Origin of the sequence: Bradyrhizobium aeschynomenes, assembly GCF_013178945.1 — a bacterium.
GTDB classification, from domain to species: Bacteria; Pseudomonadota; Alphaproteobacteria; order Rhizobiales; family Xanthobacteraceae; genus Bradyrhizobium; species Bradyrhizobium aeschynomenes.
On record NZ_JABFDM010000006.1, the window covers coordinates 213,293 to 231,345 of the forward strand.

Here is an 18,053-nt window from a genome sequence, read left to right on the forward strand (position 1 = left end):
TCCCAGGTGCTCTGAGGCTGCGACATTTCGCCCGCTCCGCGAAGGGGTGAACGAGACATCGCAGCCCGATCAACGCCCGCGTGCTGCCGAACCGCCAAGCAGCAGACGCCGGGTTGAAACTTGGGGAGATGATCTGATGGCAGCCAATACCTTCAACCCGACGGCGCTGGCGAATGGCACGTCCAACCTGCTGGTTCGCGCCTCGGCGCTCAATCTGTCGACCGACCTCGTACAGGCCGGCGTCGTGTTCAACGACGCGGTCCGTATTTCGGCCGGCCTGTTCTCAACGCCGCAGAACAGCGGCAACTCCAACCCGTTCCTCGGCAGCTACACCACCGATTTGCATGCCGTGCAGAATGACATCAACGCGATGCTGGCCAATCCCGGGCAGGTCACGGTTGGCGGCCAGTCGTTCACGCTCAACGCCACCGACACCGCGGTGCTTACGCAAGTGTCGAACGAGATCACGACACTGATCAACACGGCGCCGCTCACGGCCAATCCAGCGACACTCGCCGAGGCCGACCAGACCCTTCACAACGTGCAGATGCAGATCCTGTCGCAGATCCAGGGTGACGCACATCTTTCTGCCGCGCTCAACAACGTTCCCTTCCTGGCCAACACGGGTGCCATGGACGTGGCGTTCCAGACTCTTCCTGCCGGCAACGACAGCGCCACCAATCTTGCTGCAGCCGCAACGGGCGACCTGACCGCCATCGGAACGGTGTTCAATGCCGTCGCCGACCTCTCGCTGGGCGGCATGAGCGCCAACAACATCAACCAGATCCAGGCTGACTTCACGGCCATCACGCAGGGTCTGCAAAACATCCTGAATGACCCGGCGAAGCTCGCCGCGATTGAAGCCGGTGAGACGTCTGTCGCCGCGCAGACGACGACGCTTCACCTGATGACGATCCTCAGCCAGGCCAACCTGCAGCTGAACAACTACAATGTCGCCGAGACGATGGCCAATCCGACGGCGCTGCGCGGCTCGGCCGACAATATCGTCGACATGATCGACGTGTTTCAGAACGACGAGGCGCTCAACAAGGCGGCGGGCGGCACCGGCGCGCCCGGTCACATTGGCGGGTTCTCCGAAATGCCGGGCGGCCTGACCGGAACCGTCACGAGGTTCCAGGACAATCAGGCGCAGACCAATTTCTGGGCCAACTTCCTCGCCGAGGGTAACACGCTTGGTGCGAAGCTGGTTGCGGTCGCCAACGGAACGATGACGGCATCGCAGGCCCTGATCGACCAGATCACGAACTATCAGAACTTCGGCGCCGCCTTCGATATGGCGCAGGGGGCGGTGTTCAAGGGACGGTTCGACGACGAGCTCGTCGCCGGAGCGCTGCAGTCCGACACCACCATGGCCACGAAGGCGCTGATGGGAATCATGAACGGCGACACGGGCGCGGCCCTGGCGACGGATCAGGCGATGTTGAAGGCTGCGGCCGCGAACTACATCGGCAATGCCGGAGACATTGCGGGCAACAACATCGCGATCGGCGGCTCGGACTACGTGACGTCAGCGACGAGCTTCGTGACGGCGACTGCGGTCAATGGCATCGCCCAGGGCACCGGTATGCCCGCCGGCGCCAATCCGAACATCGCCAACGGCACCGGCGGAGCGGCCGCCGCCCCGACCACGCCGGCGCCGACGACACCCGCCCCGACCACCCCTGCCCCAACCACCCCTGCCCCGACGACGCCGGCACCCACCACACCGGCCCCGACCACCGGGGGCGGAACGAACACCAACACGACGCATCACCACCACTGCCACAACAGCCACCACACGGCGACCGCGGCGACGGCAGGCACGGCTGCTGCTGCAGCGGCGGGCACGGCAGCCGCGGCCACCACGCTTCCCGACATGTCGCATCACCACGCGATGCATCATATGTGGGGCTGACGCTCCAACACCACGAGCAATCAAAGCCGGTGCAGACCCTTCGGTCTGCGCCGGCTTCGTTGTTTCCCGGCGGGAGCCGGCGATTGCGCGAAAGACCCTCGCAACTCCAGGCGTCACGTGATCGCGAAAGAGCTCCGACCGATCGGGACCGACGCCCCACCAAGCCTCCGTTTCGCTTCATTCCGCCACGACAACTGCTTCCGTCGAACAATCAGTAAGTTGTGATCATGAACGAGCCAGCACTCGCCTTCCGTCCCCGACTCGTCTCCGCATCGATCAACTCCGGCGCACCACTGCCGTCCCCGATCGATGGTCGCGCTCTGCAGGTTGCCGAGGAGGCCTATCGCAAGGTGCTTGCTCTTCAGCCCAAGCATTTCCGCACCCTGTGCAGCCTTGCGACCGTCCGCCTGCAACTCGGTGACGCGCAGGAGGCACGAACCCTGCTGGACCGAGCCGCCGACACCGCCGGCGACTCGGCAGACCTGCACGTGATGCTCGGAAAGGCGTTCGCCGGCCTGGGCGATCTGGCCAAGGCGACATCGCATTTCGCGCGTGCCGCCGCGCTCGATGAGTCCTCGATCGAACCCCGCCTGCTGCTGGGCGGCGCACTGTACGGCCTCGGAGATCCCGCAGCAGCCGTCCGGCACCTCGAAGCCGCGCTTGCCATCGACGGCACGAACCCGGATCTCCACCAGGCGCTCGGCCTCGCCCTGCAACGGCTCGGCCAGTTCGAGAGGGCGATCTCGCATCATGAGGCGGCGCTTGCGGCGAGGCCGCAATTTGCCGCAGCAGCCAGCAGCCTCGGTGATGCCTGCCGGCAGCTCGGCCGCCATTCCGAAGCGATCGCGCACTATACTCGCGCGCTCGCCATCGAGCCCAACGTGCCGACGGTGCTGCTCAATCTCGGCGGCTGTCATCAGGCGATGGGCGAAACGAGCGCCGCCATTCGTAGCCTGCAGCAGGCGCTCGCATTGAGTCCTCATCTCGCCGAGGCGCACTATAATCTCGGCAATATCCATCTCGACATGAAGAGCTGGCCGGGCGCGATCTTCCACTACGAGCGCGCCGTCACCGAGCGGCCGGACTTCCCGGAAGCGCATAACAATCTCGCCAATGCGCTGGAATCGTCGGGCCGGCACGAAGAGGCCCTCTCCCACTACGACGAGGCGCTGCGGCTGCGGCCCGACTACGCCATCGCCCACCGCAATCGCGCCGACTCGCTGCGGAACGTGCAGCGATATGACGAGGCGATCGCCGGGTATCAGGCCGCTCTTGCGCACGATCCCCGCGACACGACGACCATGAACCATCTCGCCGGCGTCCTGACGATCGTGGGCCGGCTCGATGAAGCGGGACGCGCCTATGAATCTGCCCTGGCAGTCAACCCGCGCAGCATCGGCACTCACCTCAATTACAGCGTGGTCAAGCCGTTCGCGGTCGACGATGCCCGCTGGGCGCCGCTGCAGGAGCTGGCCGCAAGCGCAGAGACACTCACCGAGGACGCTCGCATCGCCCTGCATTTCACGTTGGGGCGCGCCTATGCCGACGTCAAGGACGGTGAACGGTCGCTGCTGCATCTCAACGCCGGCAACAGCCTCGAGCGCCGCCGCATCAACTATGACGAGAACCAGGCGCTGCGCCAGATCGAGCGCGTTCGCGCGGTATTCTCCAAGGCCATGCTGCAGGCGCGTGCCGGTCACGGCGATCCGTCGGACGCGCCCGTCTTCGTGATCGGCATGCCGCGTTCAGGAACCAGCCTGGTCGAGCAGCTCCTGGCCAGCCATCCGGCCGTGCATGGCGCAGGCGAGGTCAACTACTTCGCAGCGGCTGCCGGGCTGTTCACCGACCGTGCCCGCGGCGACTACCCGGAGATGCTCGCCAAACTGTCCGATGCCGATATCGCGAGCCTCGCACGCGCCTATCAGGAGCGGTTCACGAGCCTGCCGGCCGGCAGCCGGCGCGTCGTCGACAAGATGCCGTCGAACTTCCTGTTCGCAGGGCTCATCCATCTGGCGCTGCCGAATGCACACATCATTCACGTCAAGCGCAATCCGATCGACACCTGCCTGTCCTGCTACACCCAGCTGTTCGCCGAGCCGCAGCCCTTCGCCTACGACCTCGGCGAGCTCGGCCGCTACTACCGGGCCTACGATGCGCTAATGAGCCATTGGCGCGCGGTGCTGCCGGAGGGCGTCATGCTCGAGGTGACCTACGAGGACATGGTGCGCGACTTCGACGCACATGCCCGCAAGATCGTCGCGCATTGCGGGCTCGACTGGGATGACGCCTGCCTGGCGTTTCACGAGAACGGGCGTCCGGTGAACACCGCAAGCTTGGTCCAGGTCCGCAAGCCGCTGTTCTCCGGCTCGGTCGGCCGCTGGCGGATGTATGGCGACCGGCTGAAGCCGCTACTCGATGCGCTCGGCACCGAGGCGCTGCGGCCGACGATTGCCGAGGCCATCGCCGGCATGAGGCAGCCGCAGCCCGCCAACGTCGCCCCACCGGTGGTCACGCCGACGACGGACTCGCGCCCGTTCGACGCCACGCGGCTGGCGTCGCTTCAGACGCTGGCCGACGGCGTGGTCGCCGTCGCCAAGAAGCTGCAGAGCCGCGGCGAATTCGGCGATGCCGAGCAGATCTTCAAGCTCATCCTGGCCGGCCAGCCGACCAATTTCGACGCCCTCGTCGGCCTCGGAATGATCTCGACCACGGCCAACCGGCTCGATGAGGCCAAGGACTACTTCGAACGCGCGGTGGCGGTGAACGACAAATCCGCCGAGGCCCGTGGCAGCATCGGCGCCGTCGAGGCCTCGGCAGGCCGCTATGAGATCGCAGTGCAGCATTACGAGGCCGCGCTCGCGCTGGCGCCGAGCCATCCCGGCATCCTCTACGCCTTCGCGATGGTCCGGCAGAACCAGGGGCTGATCGACGAGGCGATAGCTCTCCTCAGGCGGGCGATCGACAACAAGCCGCAGCATCTCGACGCGCATTTCGCGCTCGGCAATCTGCTGTATACGGCCGGCAAGGACATCGAGGCGGCACGCTGCTACTTGAAGGTCCTCGACTTCAGCCCGGAGCACGCCGAGACCCACAATAACATCGCCAACGTGCTGCTGCGCCAGGGCCACCGCGAACGCGCCATCGAGCACTACAAGCGGGCGATTGCGAGCCGGCCGGACTATGCCGACGCCTACGGCAACCTCGGCAATGCCTATCTCGAGCTCAACAGGCTCGAGGAATCGATCGAACAGAACCTCCTGGCCATCAAGATCAAGCCGGAGCGCTTCGGCTCCTACAACAATCTCGGCGTCGCCTATCAGGCGCTCGGCCGTTTCGAGGAGGCGACCGCAGCCTTCCAGAAGGCGCTGGGGCTGGCTCCGGACGACGCGTCGATCCACCTCAATCTCGCGAACATGTCGAAGTTCAAGCCGGACGACAGCCGGCTGCCGAGCCTGCAGCGGCTGCTCGAACGCGCCGATCAGCTCGACCAGGAGAAGCAGATCGCCGCGCATTTCGCGATGGGCAAGGCGCTGTCCGATCTGAAGGACTACGACGGATCCTTCTCGCATCTGCACAAGGCCAATACGCTCAAGCGCAAGAGCATGGACTACGACCATGAGCAGCGGCTCGGCATGATGCGCAACGTCGCCAGCCGTTTCACGCCGGAGTTCTTCCGCTCGGTGGCAGGCCAAGGCGACGAGTCCTGGGCTCCCATCTTCATCGTCGGCATGCCGCGCTCCGGAACGACACTGATGGAGCAGGTGCTGGCCAGCCATTCCAAGGTCTTTGGCGCGGGCGAGCTCGAGACGTTCAAGGAACTGGTCGGAGAATCCGCCAGCCGGCAGAAGCTCGTTCCCGCCTATCCCGATCTGGTTGCGCTGCTGCCGCCCGAGGAGATGACCAGGCTCGGACAGGACTACACGACCCGCGTGCGGCCCCTGGCGCCCACGGCCGAGCGCATCGTCGACAAAATGCCGCTGAATTTCCTGTTCGTCGGACTGATCCACGCCGCGTTCCCGCGCGCCAGGATCATCAATACCAGGCGCGACCCGCTCGACAATTGCGTGTCCTGCTATCAGCTGCTGTTCACCGGAGCCCAGCCCTTCGCCTACGACCTCACCGAGCTCGGCCAGTACTACCGCGGCTATGAGGGCGTGATGGAGCATTGGCACAAGGTGCTGCCGCCCGGCATCCTGATGGACGTCCAGTATGAGGATCTGGTCGATGATCTCGAAGGCGTCTCACGCCGCGTGCTCGACCATTGCGGCCTCGACTGGGAGGATGCCTGCCTCGACTTCCATCGCACCGAGCGCACGGTGCGCACCGCCAGCCTGATGCAGGTGCGCGAGCCGATCTACCGCCGCTCGATCGGAAGCTGGCGGCGCTACGAGAAGCATCTCGGGCCATTGTGCGAGGCGCTCGGGATCGAGGTCCCGCCGCAGCCGGCGGAAGCGACCTGACCGCCGGCAAATAACCGGGTGCTGTTGCCCAGGGATCGGTGACAGGCGCGGCACCCGGCTATCCGGCCGCGCGGCGGAGCGGCATGCACATTGTGCGCGATCGGCTTTAAGAAATTATATTCGTCATATGCCAAGGCGTCAGTTTTACTACGCACGTGGGACAGCTAATTACACAATCGAAAGTTGCGCCCATCTCCACAGCTCAGGTTCACGCGAGTTGCGTTCGCAGACCGGTCAGATCGCACTACGGCGCCCGCGATTGATCCGCGCGAGAGATGAGACTGGTAGTTCGGCTCATTAGTTCGAGCGGCCCCGGCGAGTTGAGGGCGCGAGATGTCACGGCCCGACATCAACGCGATCGACCGGCAACCGAAACAGGTGCGCCATCGCGACCGGCCAAGGAACTTCCGCCGACCAGCCGCGGCCGGTCGGGATCCTTTCGCCGAACTGCCGCCGACATCGAAGGCGAGATCTGCTGTCTTGCGAGCGCGAAACCCGCTCGGGCGCGCATTCTGGCGGCGATTCGGGGCCGCCCCGGGTTGTGAGGAACGATCAGCCGGCGCTTGACCTGGACGCCAAGGCTTGGTTTGACCCGATTTCGTCCGCCCGCCCCAACCGTGGAAGATCCCTGATCATGCGTATCACCCTCGTCGGCTCCCGCCATTTCGGTGTCGCCACGCTGAACATGTTGCGCGAGAGAGGAATCGAGATCGCGCGCGTGGTCGTGCACGATGGCGAGGACCGGCTTGCGGCGGCGGCACGCGCGGCCGGGATCGAGGTCGTGGTCCAGGCCGATCCGAAGGTGGTTCCGGCCGGCGAGATCGCCCCCGGCACGGATCTGATCGTCACGGCGCACAGCCACGCCCGCGTCACGCAGGAGGCGGTCGCCGCCGCCAGGCTCGGCGGCATCGGCTACCATCCCTCGCTGCTGCCGCGGCATCGGGGTATCGCCGCCGTGGAGTGGACGATCAAGGAAGGCGATCCGGTCGCAGGCGGCACCATCTATCACTTGGCCGAGCGCATGGACGCGGGCGCCATCGCCGCCCAGGATTGGTGCTTCGTCCGCAAGGGGGAGACGGCCCGAGAATTGTGGGAGCGCGCGCTGGCGCCGCTCGGCCTCAAGCTGCTCGGTGATGTCGTCGAATCAGCCAAGGCGACCGGCACGATTCCCGCCAAGCCGCAGGACGAGCAGTTCGCCACCAAGGCTCCGAGCATCGTCCCGCATTGAGCGACAAACCGCGTCGGTCGCTGCAAGCCCATCCATGCGGCCGAGAGCCGGCATGCGCCCTGCTCCGAACCGTCGCTGCGAACAACCGTGCAGTCAACGCAAGGCTGTGGCCCCGGTCTGCTCATGCTGTGCGCGAAGGCGCAGTTTGCCCACAATGCCGCCCCGTTGGTTGAAGAGCGGGTTCCGCATTAATCCTTAACAGGCTGAAACGGCTCGATAAAATCCAGTTTCGGCATTGCGGCAAACTTTCGTCACAATTTCTCCAAATAAGGTTCGTCATCAAAGACATTGAGGGACAACGATTCATGCGTCTCGACCGCATTGGAATGGCATTCGCCGCGTCGATCCTGGCCGGCACCGCAGCCGCGCCGGCTTTCGCCCAGTCGCCCTATGACGGCCAGTGGCAAGTCACCATCGTCACCAGCAGCGGCAGCTGCGAGCCTACGGCTAGCTCGACCCTGATCGTCGCAGACGGTAAGGTTTCTGCGGCCGGCGCCAATGTCACGGGTTCGATTGGGCGCGAAGGCCTGGTTAAGGTCTCCATCAATGGCGCATTCGCGAATGGTCAGCTCAACGGCAATTCCGGCTCGGGAAAATGGAACGGCGCGTCGGCAGGGATTCCTTGCAGCGGACGCTGGCAGGCATCCCGCATGTAATGACCGGCCCGGTCTGAACGTGTCCAGGCGGCGGCTCGCGGTAGCCGCCGTTTTGATGTCGACGCTCCTGACAGCGTCGTCCGGGCGGGCCGATCCCGGTCCCTTCACCGGCATGGCCGGAACCTGGGGCGGCAGCGGCACCGTTGCCCTCGAGGACGGGTCGACCGAGCGCATCCGCTGCCGGGCAAGCTACAGCGTGTCCGGACCAAGGATGAACCTGGTCCTGACCTGTGCGAGCGACGCCTACAAATTCGGTCTGCAGGCCGACGTCATTGCCGAAGGCGGCACCATTTCAGGCAGCTGGACCGAGACCAGCCGCGGCATCAGCGGGGTGCTGCAGGGACGCGGCGGCAACGGCAACTTCCAGCTCGTCGCAACCACGGCCGGCTTCAACGCCAACATCGCGCTGGCGACCCGAGGCAACCGGCAATCGGTGTCGATCCGCGCCGACAGCCAGTTCCGCGCAGCCAACATCTCCCTGTCGCGGTGACGGCGCTCAAGCGCGCTTGACGCCGGGGACCGGACCGCCGCTCGGAGCCGGAGCCAGTTGGGCTGCGGTTCGCTTGATGGTCTTGGCGACCAGCAGCGCCTGCTCGCGGGTCATGGCAAAATCCTGCACACCCTTTTGGGTGGTCAGCGAAAGCACCATGAGGTGAGGCTCGCGCTCCGGCCAGCCGGTGGCGAAGGCGGTCAGGAAGTCGGCTGAGGCGGCACGGTCGGTCATGTGTGAAAGCTGCCCTTGCTGTTTCGCGGCGGTCGCTTTAGGACGAAACGCCGTCACACTCCATGTTTTTCTCGGCGCATCGTCCGCGGCCTTCCACGGCGGCGTTGATGCACTGCACCGTTGATTTCATTTGCATTGCTCTGCACGCGAGGTGATACAGCCGCTCTCGCCTGTGTTGCCCGCCCCCCATTCGGCCTCATGCATCGTCCCGCTTCGAAACTGATGGCCGCGCTGTGGATGACCGGCTGGCTCAGCCTCATGCTGGTGATGGCGGTGGCCGGGCGCGAAGCCATGCGCGAGCTCAACGTCTTCGAGCTGATGGAGCTGCGCTGCCTCATCGGCCTGGTGATGCTGTCGCCCGTCATCGCCCTCAGCGGCGGCTTTGCAACGCTGCGCACGACGCGGCTGAAGCAACATGCCGCGCGCAACCTGATCCACTATGGCGCGCAGCTCGGTTGGTTCTTCGCACTCACGCTGATCCCGATCGGTCAGGTCGTCGCGATCGAATTCACCATGCCGATCTGGACCGCCCTGCTCGCCGCGACCTTCCTCGGCGAGCGGATCACCCTGTTCAAGCTGGCGGCGATCGTGCTCGGACTGGTCGGCGTGGTGGTGATCGTGCGCCCCGATACCGGTGCGATCAATCCGGGCCAGCTGATTGCGCTGGCCGCCGCCGTCGGCTTCGGCATCTCGATCGCGCTGGTCAAGTTCCTGACCCGCACCGAGCCGACCGTGTCGATCATCTTCTGGATGCTGGCGGTGCAGTCGGTTGCCGGCCTCATTCCCACGCTGGTATGGTGGAGCTGGCCATCGGCGACCGGCTGGGGATGGATCGTCCTGGTCGCGCTCTGCGGTACCTTCTCGCACTTCTGCATGGCGCGCGCGATGCTCTACGCCGACGCCACGATCGTGATACCGATGGACTTCCTGCGCGTGCCGCTGACGGCGACGGTCGGCTGGCTGGTGTATTCGGAGCGCCTGGACGGTTTCACGGTGCTGGGCGCCGCGCTGATTCTGGCCGGGAACCTGTTGAACCTCCGGCCACCGCAGCCTCAACCCGTGCCGGTCAACACCCCGACGCAAAGCTGATCCAAGGTATTCAGCGTCGTGCACGGCTGAATGTCTGTGATGTCTCTCACGGAACCGGTGAGATACACGTGTTCGGCGTTGGCTGCGCGCAACACTCGCGATCTGCTTTGTGGCGAAAGCGAGATTTTTTGTTTGGGAACAAGACTTTTCGGCTCGAACGGCGACAAATGCTGCAGTGATCGCTTCGCTGGATCGTTAGGGGATCTCCTGATGCGCTTTCTCACCATCACCTTGTCGCTGCTCTGCATGGCGCTGACGGCCGGGGCCGCCAAGGCGGACCGTCGCGTCGCCTTCGTCGTCGGCAACGGCGCCTACAAGAGCGTGGCTCAATTGCCAAACCCGCCGGTCGACGCCAAGGCCATGGCGGCCACCCTGCGCAATGTCGGCTTCGACGTCGTCGAAGGCACCAACCTCACACGCGACAGGATGACCGAGAAGCTGCTCGACTTCGGTCGCAAGGCGCAGGGCGCCGACATTGCGGTGTTCTATTACGCCGGCCACGGTATCGCGATCGCCGGCACCAACTATCTGCTGCCGGTCGATGCCGACCTGAAATCGGAGATGGACGTCAAGCTCGGCTCGGCGATCAACATCGACGTGACGCTCGACCAGACCATGGGCGATGCCAAGGTCAAGCTGGTGTTCCTCGACGCCTGCCGTGACAATCCGTTCGCAGCCAAGATCAAGTCGAACTCACCGACGCGCAGCGTGTCGGTGCAGACGGGTCTCGCCGAGATGAAATCGGGCGAAGGCACGCTGATCGCGTTCGCGACGGGGCCCGGCCAGACGGCGCTCGACGGAGACGCCGGCGGCAACAGCCCGTTCACGCGCGCGCTGATCTCGCACATCGCTCAGCCCGGCGTCGAGATCCAGCAGGCCATGACCTCGGTACGCGCGCAGGTCAACGAGGAGACCAGCAAGGGCCAGCTGCCCTGGGGCCACACCAACCTGATCGGCGCGGTCTATCTCAATCCGGCCGCAGCACCTGCTGCGACGGCCGCCACGGCCGGAACCACGCCGGTTGCTGCCGCAGCGAGCCCGACCGCTGCCGAGGCCGAGCTCGAGTTCTGGCGCTCGGTGAAGGACTCCAACAAGCCCGAGGAGCTCAACGCCTACCTCTCGACCTATCCGAACGGACAGTTCAAATCGCTGGCGATGGCGCGTATCGCCTCGATCGAGAGCGGCGCCATCAACACCGCGACCCGCAACGTCGCCAAGGGCGTGGACCCCGCGACCTTCACCGAGGAAGGCACCCAGGTCAGCGAGGATCAGATCGGCCTCGACAAGACCAAGCGTCGCGACGTGCAGCGCCGCCTGACCGGTCTCGGCTTCGATACCAAGATGACCGGCGTGTTCGACGACGAGACCCGTGGCGTGATGAAGCGCTGGCAGGCCGCGCGCGGCTACCCCTCGACCGGCTTCCTGACCAAGCTGCAGCACAAGGCTTTGCTCGCCGAGCCGCAGCCGGCGCCCGCGACTGCCGCGGTCGGTGACGAGGCCAAGCCCCGCCGCGCCAAGCCGGCCGGCAATGTTGCCGCCGGCGGCCCGCCGCCCCAGGGTGCGCCGGTCTATCGCAACCCGCCGCCGCAGGATAACGCGGGCAACGCTGCCGGAGCCGCCTTCATCGGCGGCATGATGGGCGGCGTGCTCGGCAGTGCCCTGCGCCGGTAAGCTGCAGCATCCCTGACATGGGCGAGCCCGTGCCGTGATCGGCACGGGCTTTTTGCTGTCTCGTGGGCGCGACCACCTGCGCTGCAACCATCGATTTGGCTTGGGCAAATCACGGCTTTTTGGTGTAGACATGACGGCGGATTTCAGTCGTCCATCATGCTTTGGCCTGGGGGATTTCAGATGCGGGGGATCAGCCTCATAGCGGCGGTGGTGTTGTCGCTCGTCGTGTCAGCGCTCGGCGTCGACGCCGCCCGGGCCGACCGGCGCGTCGCCTTCGTGGTCGGCAACGGCGCGTACAAGAACGTGGCCCAGCTGCCCAATCCGCCGGTCGATGCCAAGGCCATGGCGGTCACCTTGCGCAATGTCGGCTTCGACGTCGTCGAGGGCACCAATCTGAATCGCGAGCAGATGACCGAGAAGCTGCTCGAGTTCGGCCGCCGCAGCCAGGGCGCCGACGTCGCCCTGTTCTACTATGCCGGCCATGGCATCGCGATCTCCGGCACAAACTACCTGCTACCCGTCGATGCCGACATCAAGTCCGAGATGGACGCCAAGCTGGGCGCCGCGATCAATGTCGACGTCACGCTCGACCAGACGCTGGGCGATGCCAAGGTCAAGCTGGTGTTCCTCGATGCCTGCCGCGACAACCCGTTCGTCGCCAAGATCAGGTCCGCTGCGTCGACGCGCAGCGTCTCGGTGCAGACCGGCCTTGCCGAGATGAAGTCCGGCGAAGGCACCCTGATCGCGTTCGCCACCGGCCCGGGCCAGACCGCGCTCGACGGCGAGGCCGGCACCAACAGCCCGTTCACCCGCGCCCTGATCGCACACATCACCCAGCCGGGCCTCGAGATCCAGCAGGCGATGACCCAGGTCCGCGCCCAGGTGAACGAGGAGACCGCCAAGGGCCAGCTGCCCTGGGGTCATACCAACCTGATCGGCGCCGTCTATCTCAATCCCGCGGCCGGCAGCGTCGCTGCGGCCGGCACTGTCCCGGCGGCCGTCACCACCCTGCAGCCGGCGAACGACGTCGAGCTGGAATTCTGGCGCTCGGTAAAGGACACCAACAAGGCCGAGGAGCTGAAAGCCTATCTGACCAACTATCCGAACGGTCAGTTCAGGTCGCTGGCGCTGGCGCGGGTGGCCTCACTGGAGAATGCTCCCTCCTCGACCACCACGCGCAACCTGACCACCGGCATCGACCCCGCCACGTTCACCGAGCAGGGCACGCAGGTCACCGAGGATCAGATCGGCCTCGACAAGGGCCTGCGCCGCGACGTGCAGCGCCGCCTCACGGGTCTCGGCTTCGACACCAAGGCCACCGGCAAGTTCGACGAGCCGACGCGCGCGGTGCTCAAGCGCTGGCAGGCCGCGCGCGGCTATCCGTCGAGCGGCTATCTCACGAAGCTGCAGCACAAGGCCCTGCTCGCCGAGATCGTCCCGGCCGCTGCAACGGCCAGCGCGACTGATGAAGAACGTCCGGCGCGCCGGGCCCAGCGCAGCGGCGGCGGTGGCGGCGGCTATCACCGCGGCGGCGGCCCGGATGCCGGCGCGGCCTTCATTGGCGGCGTGATGGGCGGCATGCTCGGCGGCGCGTTCCGGCGCTGAGCGGTCGGCCCAGACGAATCAGCAAGACAGTCGCTGCCAAAACAGGCGCTGCCGAGAGAGCGCCGCCGAGAGAGCACGCCAGTAGCGATGTCCCGCGCAGCCCCTGAAGCGGCGGAGACACGTCCGCCGCTTCCTCGCTTCAATCTCGCTCAGAGCCCGGCGGCCTTGCGCAAGGCCGCATTCATTCGCTCCTGCCACCCCGGCCCTTCGGACTGAAAGTGCTCGAGCACGTCCTGGTCGATCCGCAAAGTCACCTGCTCGCGGACACCGGGGACCGCCGCCTTCTTCGGCGGCGCCTCCACCGGCTTGGTGGTCACCTTCTTGAACGCGGCCTCGGCCTCGGTGCGGGCGTCGGCCAGGGTCCGTGGACGCCGCGGCTGGTCGGCCATGATCAGATCCCCTCGAACAGCGCCGTGGACAGATAGCGCTCGGAGAACGACGGTACGATCGCCAGGATCGTCTTGCCGGCGTTCTCCGGCCGCTTGCCGAGCTCGATCGCCGCCGCGATCGCAGCGCCCGACGAGATGCCGCCGGGGATGCCCTCGTTGCGCGCCAGCGCCCGCGAGGTCTCGATCGCGGTCGTGCTGTTGATCTTGACGATCTCATCGATGACCGAGCGGTCGAGAATATCGGGCACGAAGCCCGCGCCGATGCCCTGGATCTTGTGCGGCGAGTGCTGGCCGCCCGACAGCACCGGGCTCTCCTCCGGCTCTACCGCCACCACCTTGAGACCAGGCTTGCGTGATTTCAGCACCTGACCGACGCCTGTGATCGTGCCGCCGGTCCCGACGCCGGCGACGAACACGTCGATATTGCCGGCGGTGTCGTTCCAGATCTCCTCAGCCGTGGTACGGCGATGGATGTCGGGATTGGCGAGGTTCTTGAACTGCTGCGGCATCACCGAGTTCGGTGTGGTTCGCAGCAGCTCCTCGGCGGTCGCGATCGCGCCCTTCATGCCCTGCGACGCCGGCGTGAGCACGATCTCCGCGCCGAGGAAGGCGAGCATCTTGCGCCGTTCGACCGACATCGACTCGGGCATCACCAGCTTCAGCTTGTAGCCGCGCGCCGCCGCCACGAAGGCGAGCGCAATGCCGGTATTGCCGGAGGTCGGCTCGATCAGCACGGTATCCGGCTTCAGCACCCCGGCCTGCTCCATCGCCAGGATCATGCCCACACCGATGCGATCCTTCACGCTTGCCGCAGGATTGAAGTATTCCAGCTTGGCGAGAATGGTCGCCTTCACGCCGTGCTGCTCCGGTAGTTTTCGCAGTCGCACAATCGGCGTGTTGCCGAACGCCTCGACAATTGAATCAAATACGCGTCCGCGTCCGGGACGCTGTGTCGCAGCTGACGACTCCATCAAATCACTCCTTTGCGCGCTTCCGGCGCGACGTTGACCATGGTCCTCGCCATCTTCAGCGAGCCTGTTGCGCTGCGCAAGCACGTTTGCGCGATCGCAAGATGACCGCGGCGCACAACAAGTCGTCGCTAAATTGCGAAAAACCAACGCATTTGTGTTGCGACAAGGTCAACACACCCAGTGTATGTTCGGACGGAGATTCACGGTTCGGCGTCGATCGCGGCCCGAGCGGGCATCAGCAAAATGTCATCTTCGGAATGATACAAGCAGGATGTTCCCAGCGATCGACATCGCCGCCGTAGAATGAACCGCCTACGAACAGACCACATAAGAACAGACCATCCAGACAAACTCTTTGTGTGACGGACTCGATATCCGCGAAAGTTGGACTCGTCGGAAACAGACTCGTTCGAAATTGCACCGTTCGAAATTGACGTCGTTCAAGCAGAGATCACCAACAAAGAGATCGCCCAGGAGGTCCCTATGTCAGCACTCGCTGATCTCATGTCGACCGCATCCCCCCGTCCGGATCCGCGCGGCTGTGATCTACCGACCTGTCCGGTCTGCGCCGACTCCATGATAGCTGCGGAGGCATCGGCGTACCTGGCCGACAATGCGATCAGCTATCTCTGGACCTGCGACACCTGCGGCTACGGCTTCGTCACCAAGCATTCCGTGAAGAGCCGCTTCGTCTGCAACTGAACGGCATCGCGGCCAAAGCGTTCCATGGCGTGACGCCCCAGCCGTCACGCCGTGATGAGTCCCCGAGGCGGCGGTCTGCCAGGTCCATCCAGCCCATCTGATGCCAAGAGGCGTACTGAGCGGGCCCCGTGAGGGAGCCGTCAGCCGGCGCGTGCGGGAATGTCGCCGCGCGCCCAATCCGCCTTGGTGCGCTCGTAGAATTCCGTGAAGCGCCCCTGTGCGATTGCCTCGCGCATCCCGGCCATCAGCTGCTGGAAATAGGCGATGTTGATCTCCGACAGCAGCGTCGCGCCGAGCGCCTCCCCGGCCTTGATCAGGTGATGCAGATAGGCCCTGGAATAGCTGCGCGTCGGCGGCCACGGGCTCTCTTCATCCAGCGGGCGCGGGTCGTCGGCATGACGCGCATTGCGCAGATTCACCGGACCAAGGCGCGTGTAGGCAACGCCATGGCGGCCGTTGCGGGTCGGCAGCACGCAGTCGAACATGTCGATGCCGCGCTTCACCGATTCCAGGAGATCATCGGGCGTTCCGACGCCCATCAGATAACGCGGCCGGTCGCCGGGTAGCACCGGCACGGTGGCCTCGATCATCTCCAGCATGACGGCCTGCGGCTCGCCCACCGCAAGGCCGCCGATCGCATAGCCATGAAAGCCGATCTCGGCGAGCGCCTCCGCGCTGGCAACCCGCAAAGCCGGCACGTCGCCGCCCTGCACGATGCCGAACAGCATGTAGCCGGCGGGCGCGCTCTCGAAGGCCCGGCGGCAGCGCTCGGCCCAGCGCAGCGACAGCCGCATCGCGCGCTCGATGTCGTCAGGCTCGGCCGGCAGCCGCACGCATTCGTCGAGCTGCATCGCGATGTCGGAGTTGAGCAGGCGCTGCACCTCGATGGCGCGCTCCGGTGACAGCTCGATCTTCGCGCCGTCGATGTGCGAGCGGAACGTCACCGCCTGCTCGGTCACCTTGCGCAGGCCCGACAGCGACATCACCTGGAAGCCGCCGGAATCCGTCAGCATCGGCCCGCCCCAGCCGGTGAAGCGCTGCAGGCCGCCGAGCGCGGCGATGCGCTCCGCCGTGGGCCGCAGCATCAGGTGATAGGTGTTGCCGAGCACGATGTCGGCGCCGGCCTCGCGGACGTCGCGCCAGTGGATGCCCTTCATGGCCCCGGCAGTGCCGACCGGCATGAAGGCCGGGGTGCGCACCACGCCATGCGGCGTCGTCAGCCGGCCGGTGCGGGCCGCGCCGTCATTGCCGAGCAGTTCGAAATGGTTGGGAAGGTCGCTAGCCGAGGAGCTCATGGCCGGCTTATTGCGTCAGGACGGCCCCCGATTCAACCGCGATGGCGATGTTTTCGCCTGTTTCGGCCGTTGACGGCGGTTCCGCCACTCCCTATGGTCCCTGATCATGTCGACCTCGACCAAACGCACGACGAAAACCACCAAGCCCACGAGGGCCTCGGGAGGCGTGCGCGCGTAGTCGAACTCGACCAGCGACCATCTTCGAACCGAAGCCCCGCCTGATGAAGGTCCGGGGCTTTTTTATTGCCCAGATTTCAACCGGAGACTTGAAGACGTGCCCCAAGATTCTACCCGAGATCCCACCATTGCCATCGTCGGCGTTACCGGCGCCGTCGGCGCCGAGTTCATCGCTACGCTCGACCGCCGCAATGTCCGCGTCGGCAAGCTGAAGGCGCTGGCGAGCGCCCGCTCGGCCGGCCAGACCGTGAGCTTCCGCGGCCAGACCATCGTGATCGAGGAGCTCAATGAGCGCTCCTTCGAGGGCGTGGACATCGCGCTGTTCTCGGCCGGCAGCGGCATCTCCAAGACGTTCGCTCCGATCGCGGTCCGCTCCGGCGCCGTCGTGGTCGACAATTCCTCGGCGTTCCGCATGGACCCGAACGTGCCCCTGGTGATCCCCGAGATCAACGCCCGCCGTATCCGCGACCACAAGGGCATCATCGCCAATCCGAACTGCGCGGCGATCACCGCCCTGGTGCCGCTGTGGCCGATCCACCAGCAGAATCGCATCAAGCGCGTGATCATCTCGACCTATCAGGCCGCCAGCGGCGCCGGTGCGGCGGCGATGGACGAGCTGGTGCAGTCGACCCGCGCGAACCTCAACGGCCAGGTCTATGCACCCAAGGTGATGCCGCATCCGTTCGCCTTCAACCTGTTCAGCCACAACACCGCGATCGATCCCGACACCGGCTACAACGACGAAGAGACCAAGGTCATCAAGGAGACCCGCAAGATCTTCGAGGACGAGGGCATCGCGATCGGCGTCACCTGCGTCCGCGTGCCGGTGCTGCGCGCGCATTGCGAGGCGATCACCTTCGAGTGCGAGAAGCCGATCACGGAAGACGAAGTCCGCCGCATCCTCGCCACCGCGCCGGGCGTGCGCGTGGTCGACGATCGCGCCAAGAACTACTTCCCGATGCCGGTCGACGCCTCCGGCCAGGACGACGTGCTGGTGGGGCGCATCAGGAAGGACCTGTCGGATCCGTCCGGCCATTCGATCGCGATGTTCGTCGCCGCCGACCAGTTGCTGAAGGGCGCGGCGCTGAATGCGGTGCAGATCGCCGAGCTGCTGCCGGAACGGGCGATGGCGTAAGGCGTGCACGCGCGCGCCCCCAAACTGTCATCACCC

Annotated in this window: 14 protein-coding genes; 10 read left to right on the forward strand and 4 right to left on the reverse strand. The window is 65.7% G+C overall.

Features of this window, described 5'->3' with window-relative positions:
* The first annotated feature begins 136 nt into the window (after window positions 1-136).
* From HL666_RS19160 to HL666_RS19180, 5 genes are all read left to right on the forward strand, one after another.
* A complete protein-coding gene (locus HL666_RS19160) occupies window positions 137-1,915 on the forward strand; it encodes a hypothetical protein (RefSeq protein ID WP_172108687.1) in 1,779 nt (592 codons plus the stop codon).
* Window positions 1,916-2,142: 227 nt separating this feature from the next.
* Window positions 2,143-6,375, forward strand: coding sequence for a tetratricopeptide repeat-containing sulfotransferase family protein (locus HL666_RS19165; RefSeq protein WP_172182971.1), 4,233 nt, complete (start codon window positions 2,143-2,145; stop codon window positions 6,373-6,375).
* 634 nt (window positions 6,376-7,009) lie between these two features.
* Window positions 7,010-7,603 (forward strand): formyltransferase family protein, encoded by a 594-nt coding sequence (locus tag HL666_RS19170; protein WP_172182973.1) that lies wholly within the window; start codon window positions 7,010-7,012, stop codon window positions 7,601-7,603.
* Window positions 7,604-7,908: 305 nt separating this feature from the next.
* Window positions 7,909-8,259 carry a hypothetical protein gene (locus HL666_RS19175; protein ID WP_172108681.1) on the forward strand — a complete coding sequence of 117 codons (351 nt, stop codon included), beginning with the start codon at window positions 7,909-7,911 and terminating at the stop codon, window positions 8,257-8,259.
* Between the two features lie 55 nt (window positions 8,260-8,314).
* On the forward strand, window positions 8,315-8,749 hold the full coding sequence (locus HL666_RS19180; RefSeq protein WP_172108679.1) for a hypothetical protein: 435 nt from the start codon (window positions 8,315-8,317) through the stop codon (window positions 8,747-8,749).
* A gap of 6 nt (window positions 8,750-8,755) precedes the next feature.
* On the opposite strand, the gene HL666_RS19185 is transcribed toward HL666_RS19180, so the two are convergent.
* Window positions 8,756-8,983 carry a hypothetical protein gene (locus tag HL666_RS19185; RefSeq protein WP_172133146.1) on the reverse strand — a complete coding sequence of 76 codons (228 nt, stop codon included), beginning with the start codon at window positions 8,981-8,983 and terminating at the stop codon, window positions 8,756-8,758.
* Between the two features lie 198 nt (window positions 8,984-9,181).
* On the opposite strand from HL666_RS19185, the gene HL666_RS19190 reads away from it, so the two are divergent.
* The 3 genes from HL666_RS19190 to HL666_RS19200 all read left to right on the forward strand — a co-directional run bounded on the left by HL666_RS19190 (window position 9,182) and on the right by HL666_RS19200 (window position 13,348).
* On the forward strand, window positions 9,182-10,072 hold the full coding sequence (locus tag HL666_RS19190; protein WP_172182975.1) for a DMT family transporter: 891 nt from the start codon (window positions 9,182-9,184) through the stop codon (window positions 10,070-10,072).
* A 210-nt stretch (window positions 10,073-10,282) separates the two neighbouring features.
* On the forward strand, window positions 10,283-11,743 hold the full coding sequence (locus tag HL666_RS19195; RefSeq protein WP_172182977.1) for a caspase family protein: 1,461 nt from the start codon (window positions 10,283-10,285) through the stop codon (window positions 11,741-11,743).
* 180 nt (window positions 11,744-11,923) lie between these two features.
* Entirely contained in the window at window positions 11,924-13,348 is a 1,425-nt protein-coding gene (locus HL666_RS19200; protein ID WP_172182979.1) for a caspase family protein, read from the forward strand.
* A 149-nt stretch (window positions 13,349-13,497) separates the two neighbouring features.
* Here the strand turns inward: HL666_RS19200 and HL666_RS19205 are convergent, their stop codons facing one another.
* Together HL666_RS19205 and cysK are read right to left on the reverse strand one after the other, a co-directional pair.
* Window positions 13,498-13,737: a BrnA antitoxin family protein gene (locus HL666_RS19205; protein WP_172108669.1), complete on the reverse strand. Its 240-nt coding sequence runs from the start codon at window positions 13,735-13,737 to the stop codon at window positions 13,498-13,500.
* 2 nt (window positions 13,738-13,739) lie between these two features.
* Window positions 13,740-14,708, reverse strand: coding sequence for a cysteine synthase A (gene cysK, locus HL666_RS19210; protein ID WP_172108667.1), 969 nt, complete (start codon window positions 14,706-14,708; stop codon window positions 13,740-13,742).
* A 483-nt stretch (window positions 14,709-15,191) separates the two neighbouring features.
* On the opposite strand from cysK, the gene HL666_RS19215 reads away from it, so the two are divergent.
* The gene (locus HL666_RS19215; protein ID WP_008962685.1) at window positions 15,192-15,410 is read left to right on the forward strand and encodes a hypothetical protein; all 219 of its coding nucleotides are present in this window, start codon (window positions 15,192-15,194) and stop codon (window positions 15,408-15,410) included.
* A gap of 140 nt (window positions 15,411-15,550) precedes the next feature.
* On the opposite strand, the gene tgt is transcribed toward HL666_RS19215, so the two are convergent.
* Complete coding sequence (tgt, locus tag HL666_RS19220) at window positions 15,551-16,705, reverse strand: tRNA guanosine(34) transglycosylase Tgt (RefSeq protein ID WP_172182981.1); 1,155 nt, start codon at window positions 16,703-16,705, stop codon at window positions 15,551-15,553.
* 274 nt (window positions 16,706-16,979) lie between these two features.
* On the opposite strand from tgt, the gene HL666_RS19225 reads away from it, so the two are divergent.
* Window positions 16,980-18,017 carry an aspartate-semialdehyde dehydrogenase gene (locus HL666_RS19225; RefSeq protein ID WP_172182992.1) on the forward strand — a complete coding sequence of 346 codons (1,038 nt, stop codon included), beginning with the start codon at window positions 16,980-16,982 and terminating at the stop codon, window positions 18,015-18,017.
* Window positions 18,018-18,053: the final 36 nt, after the last annotated feature.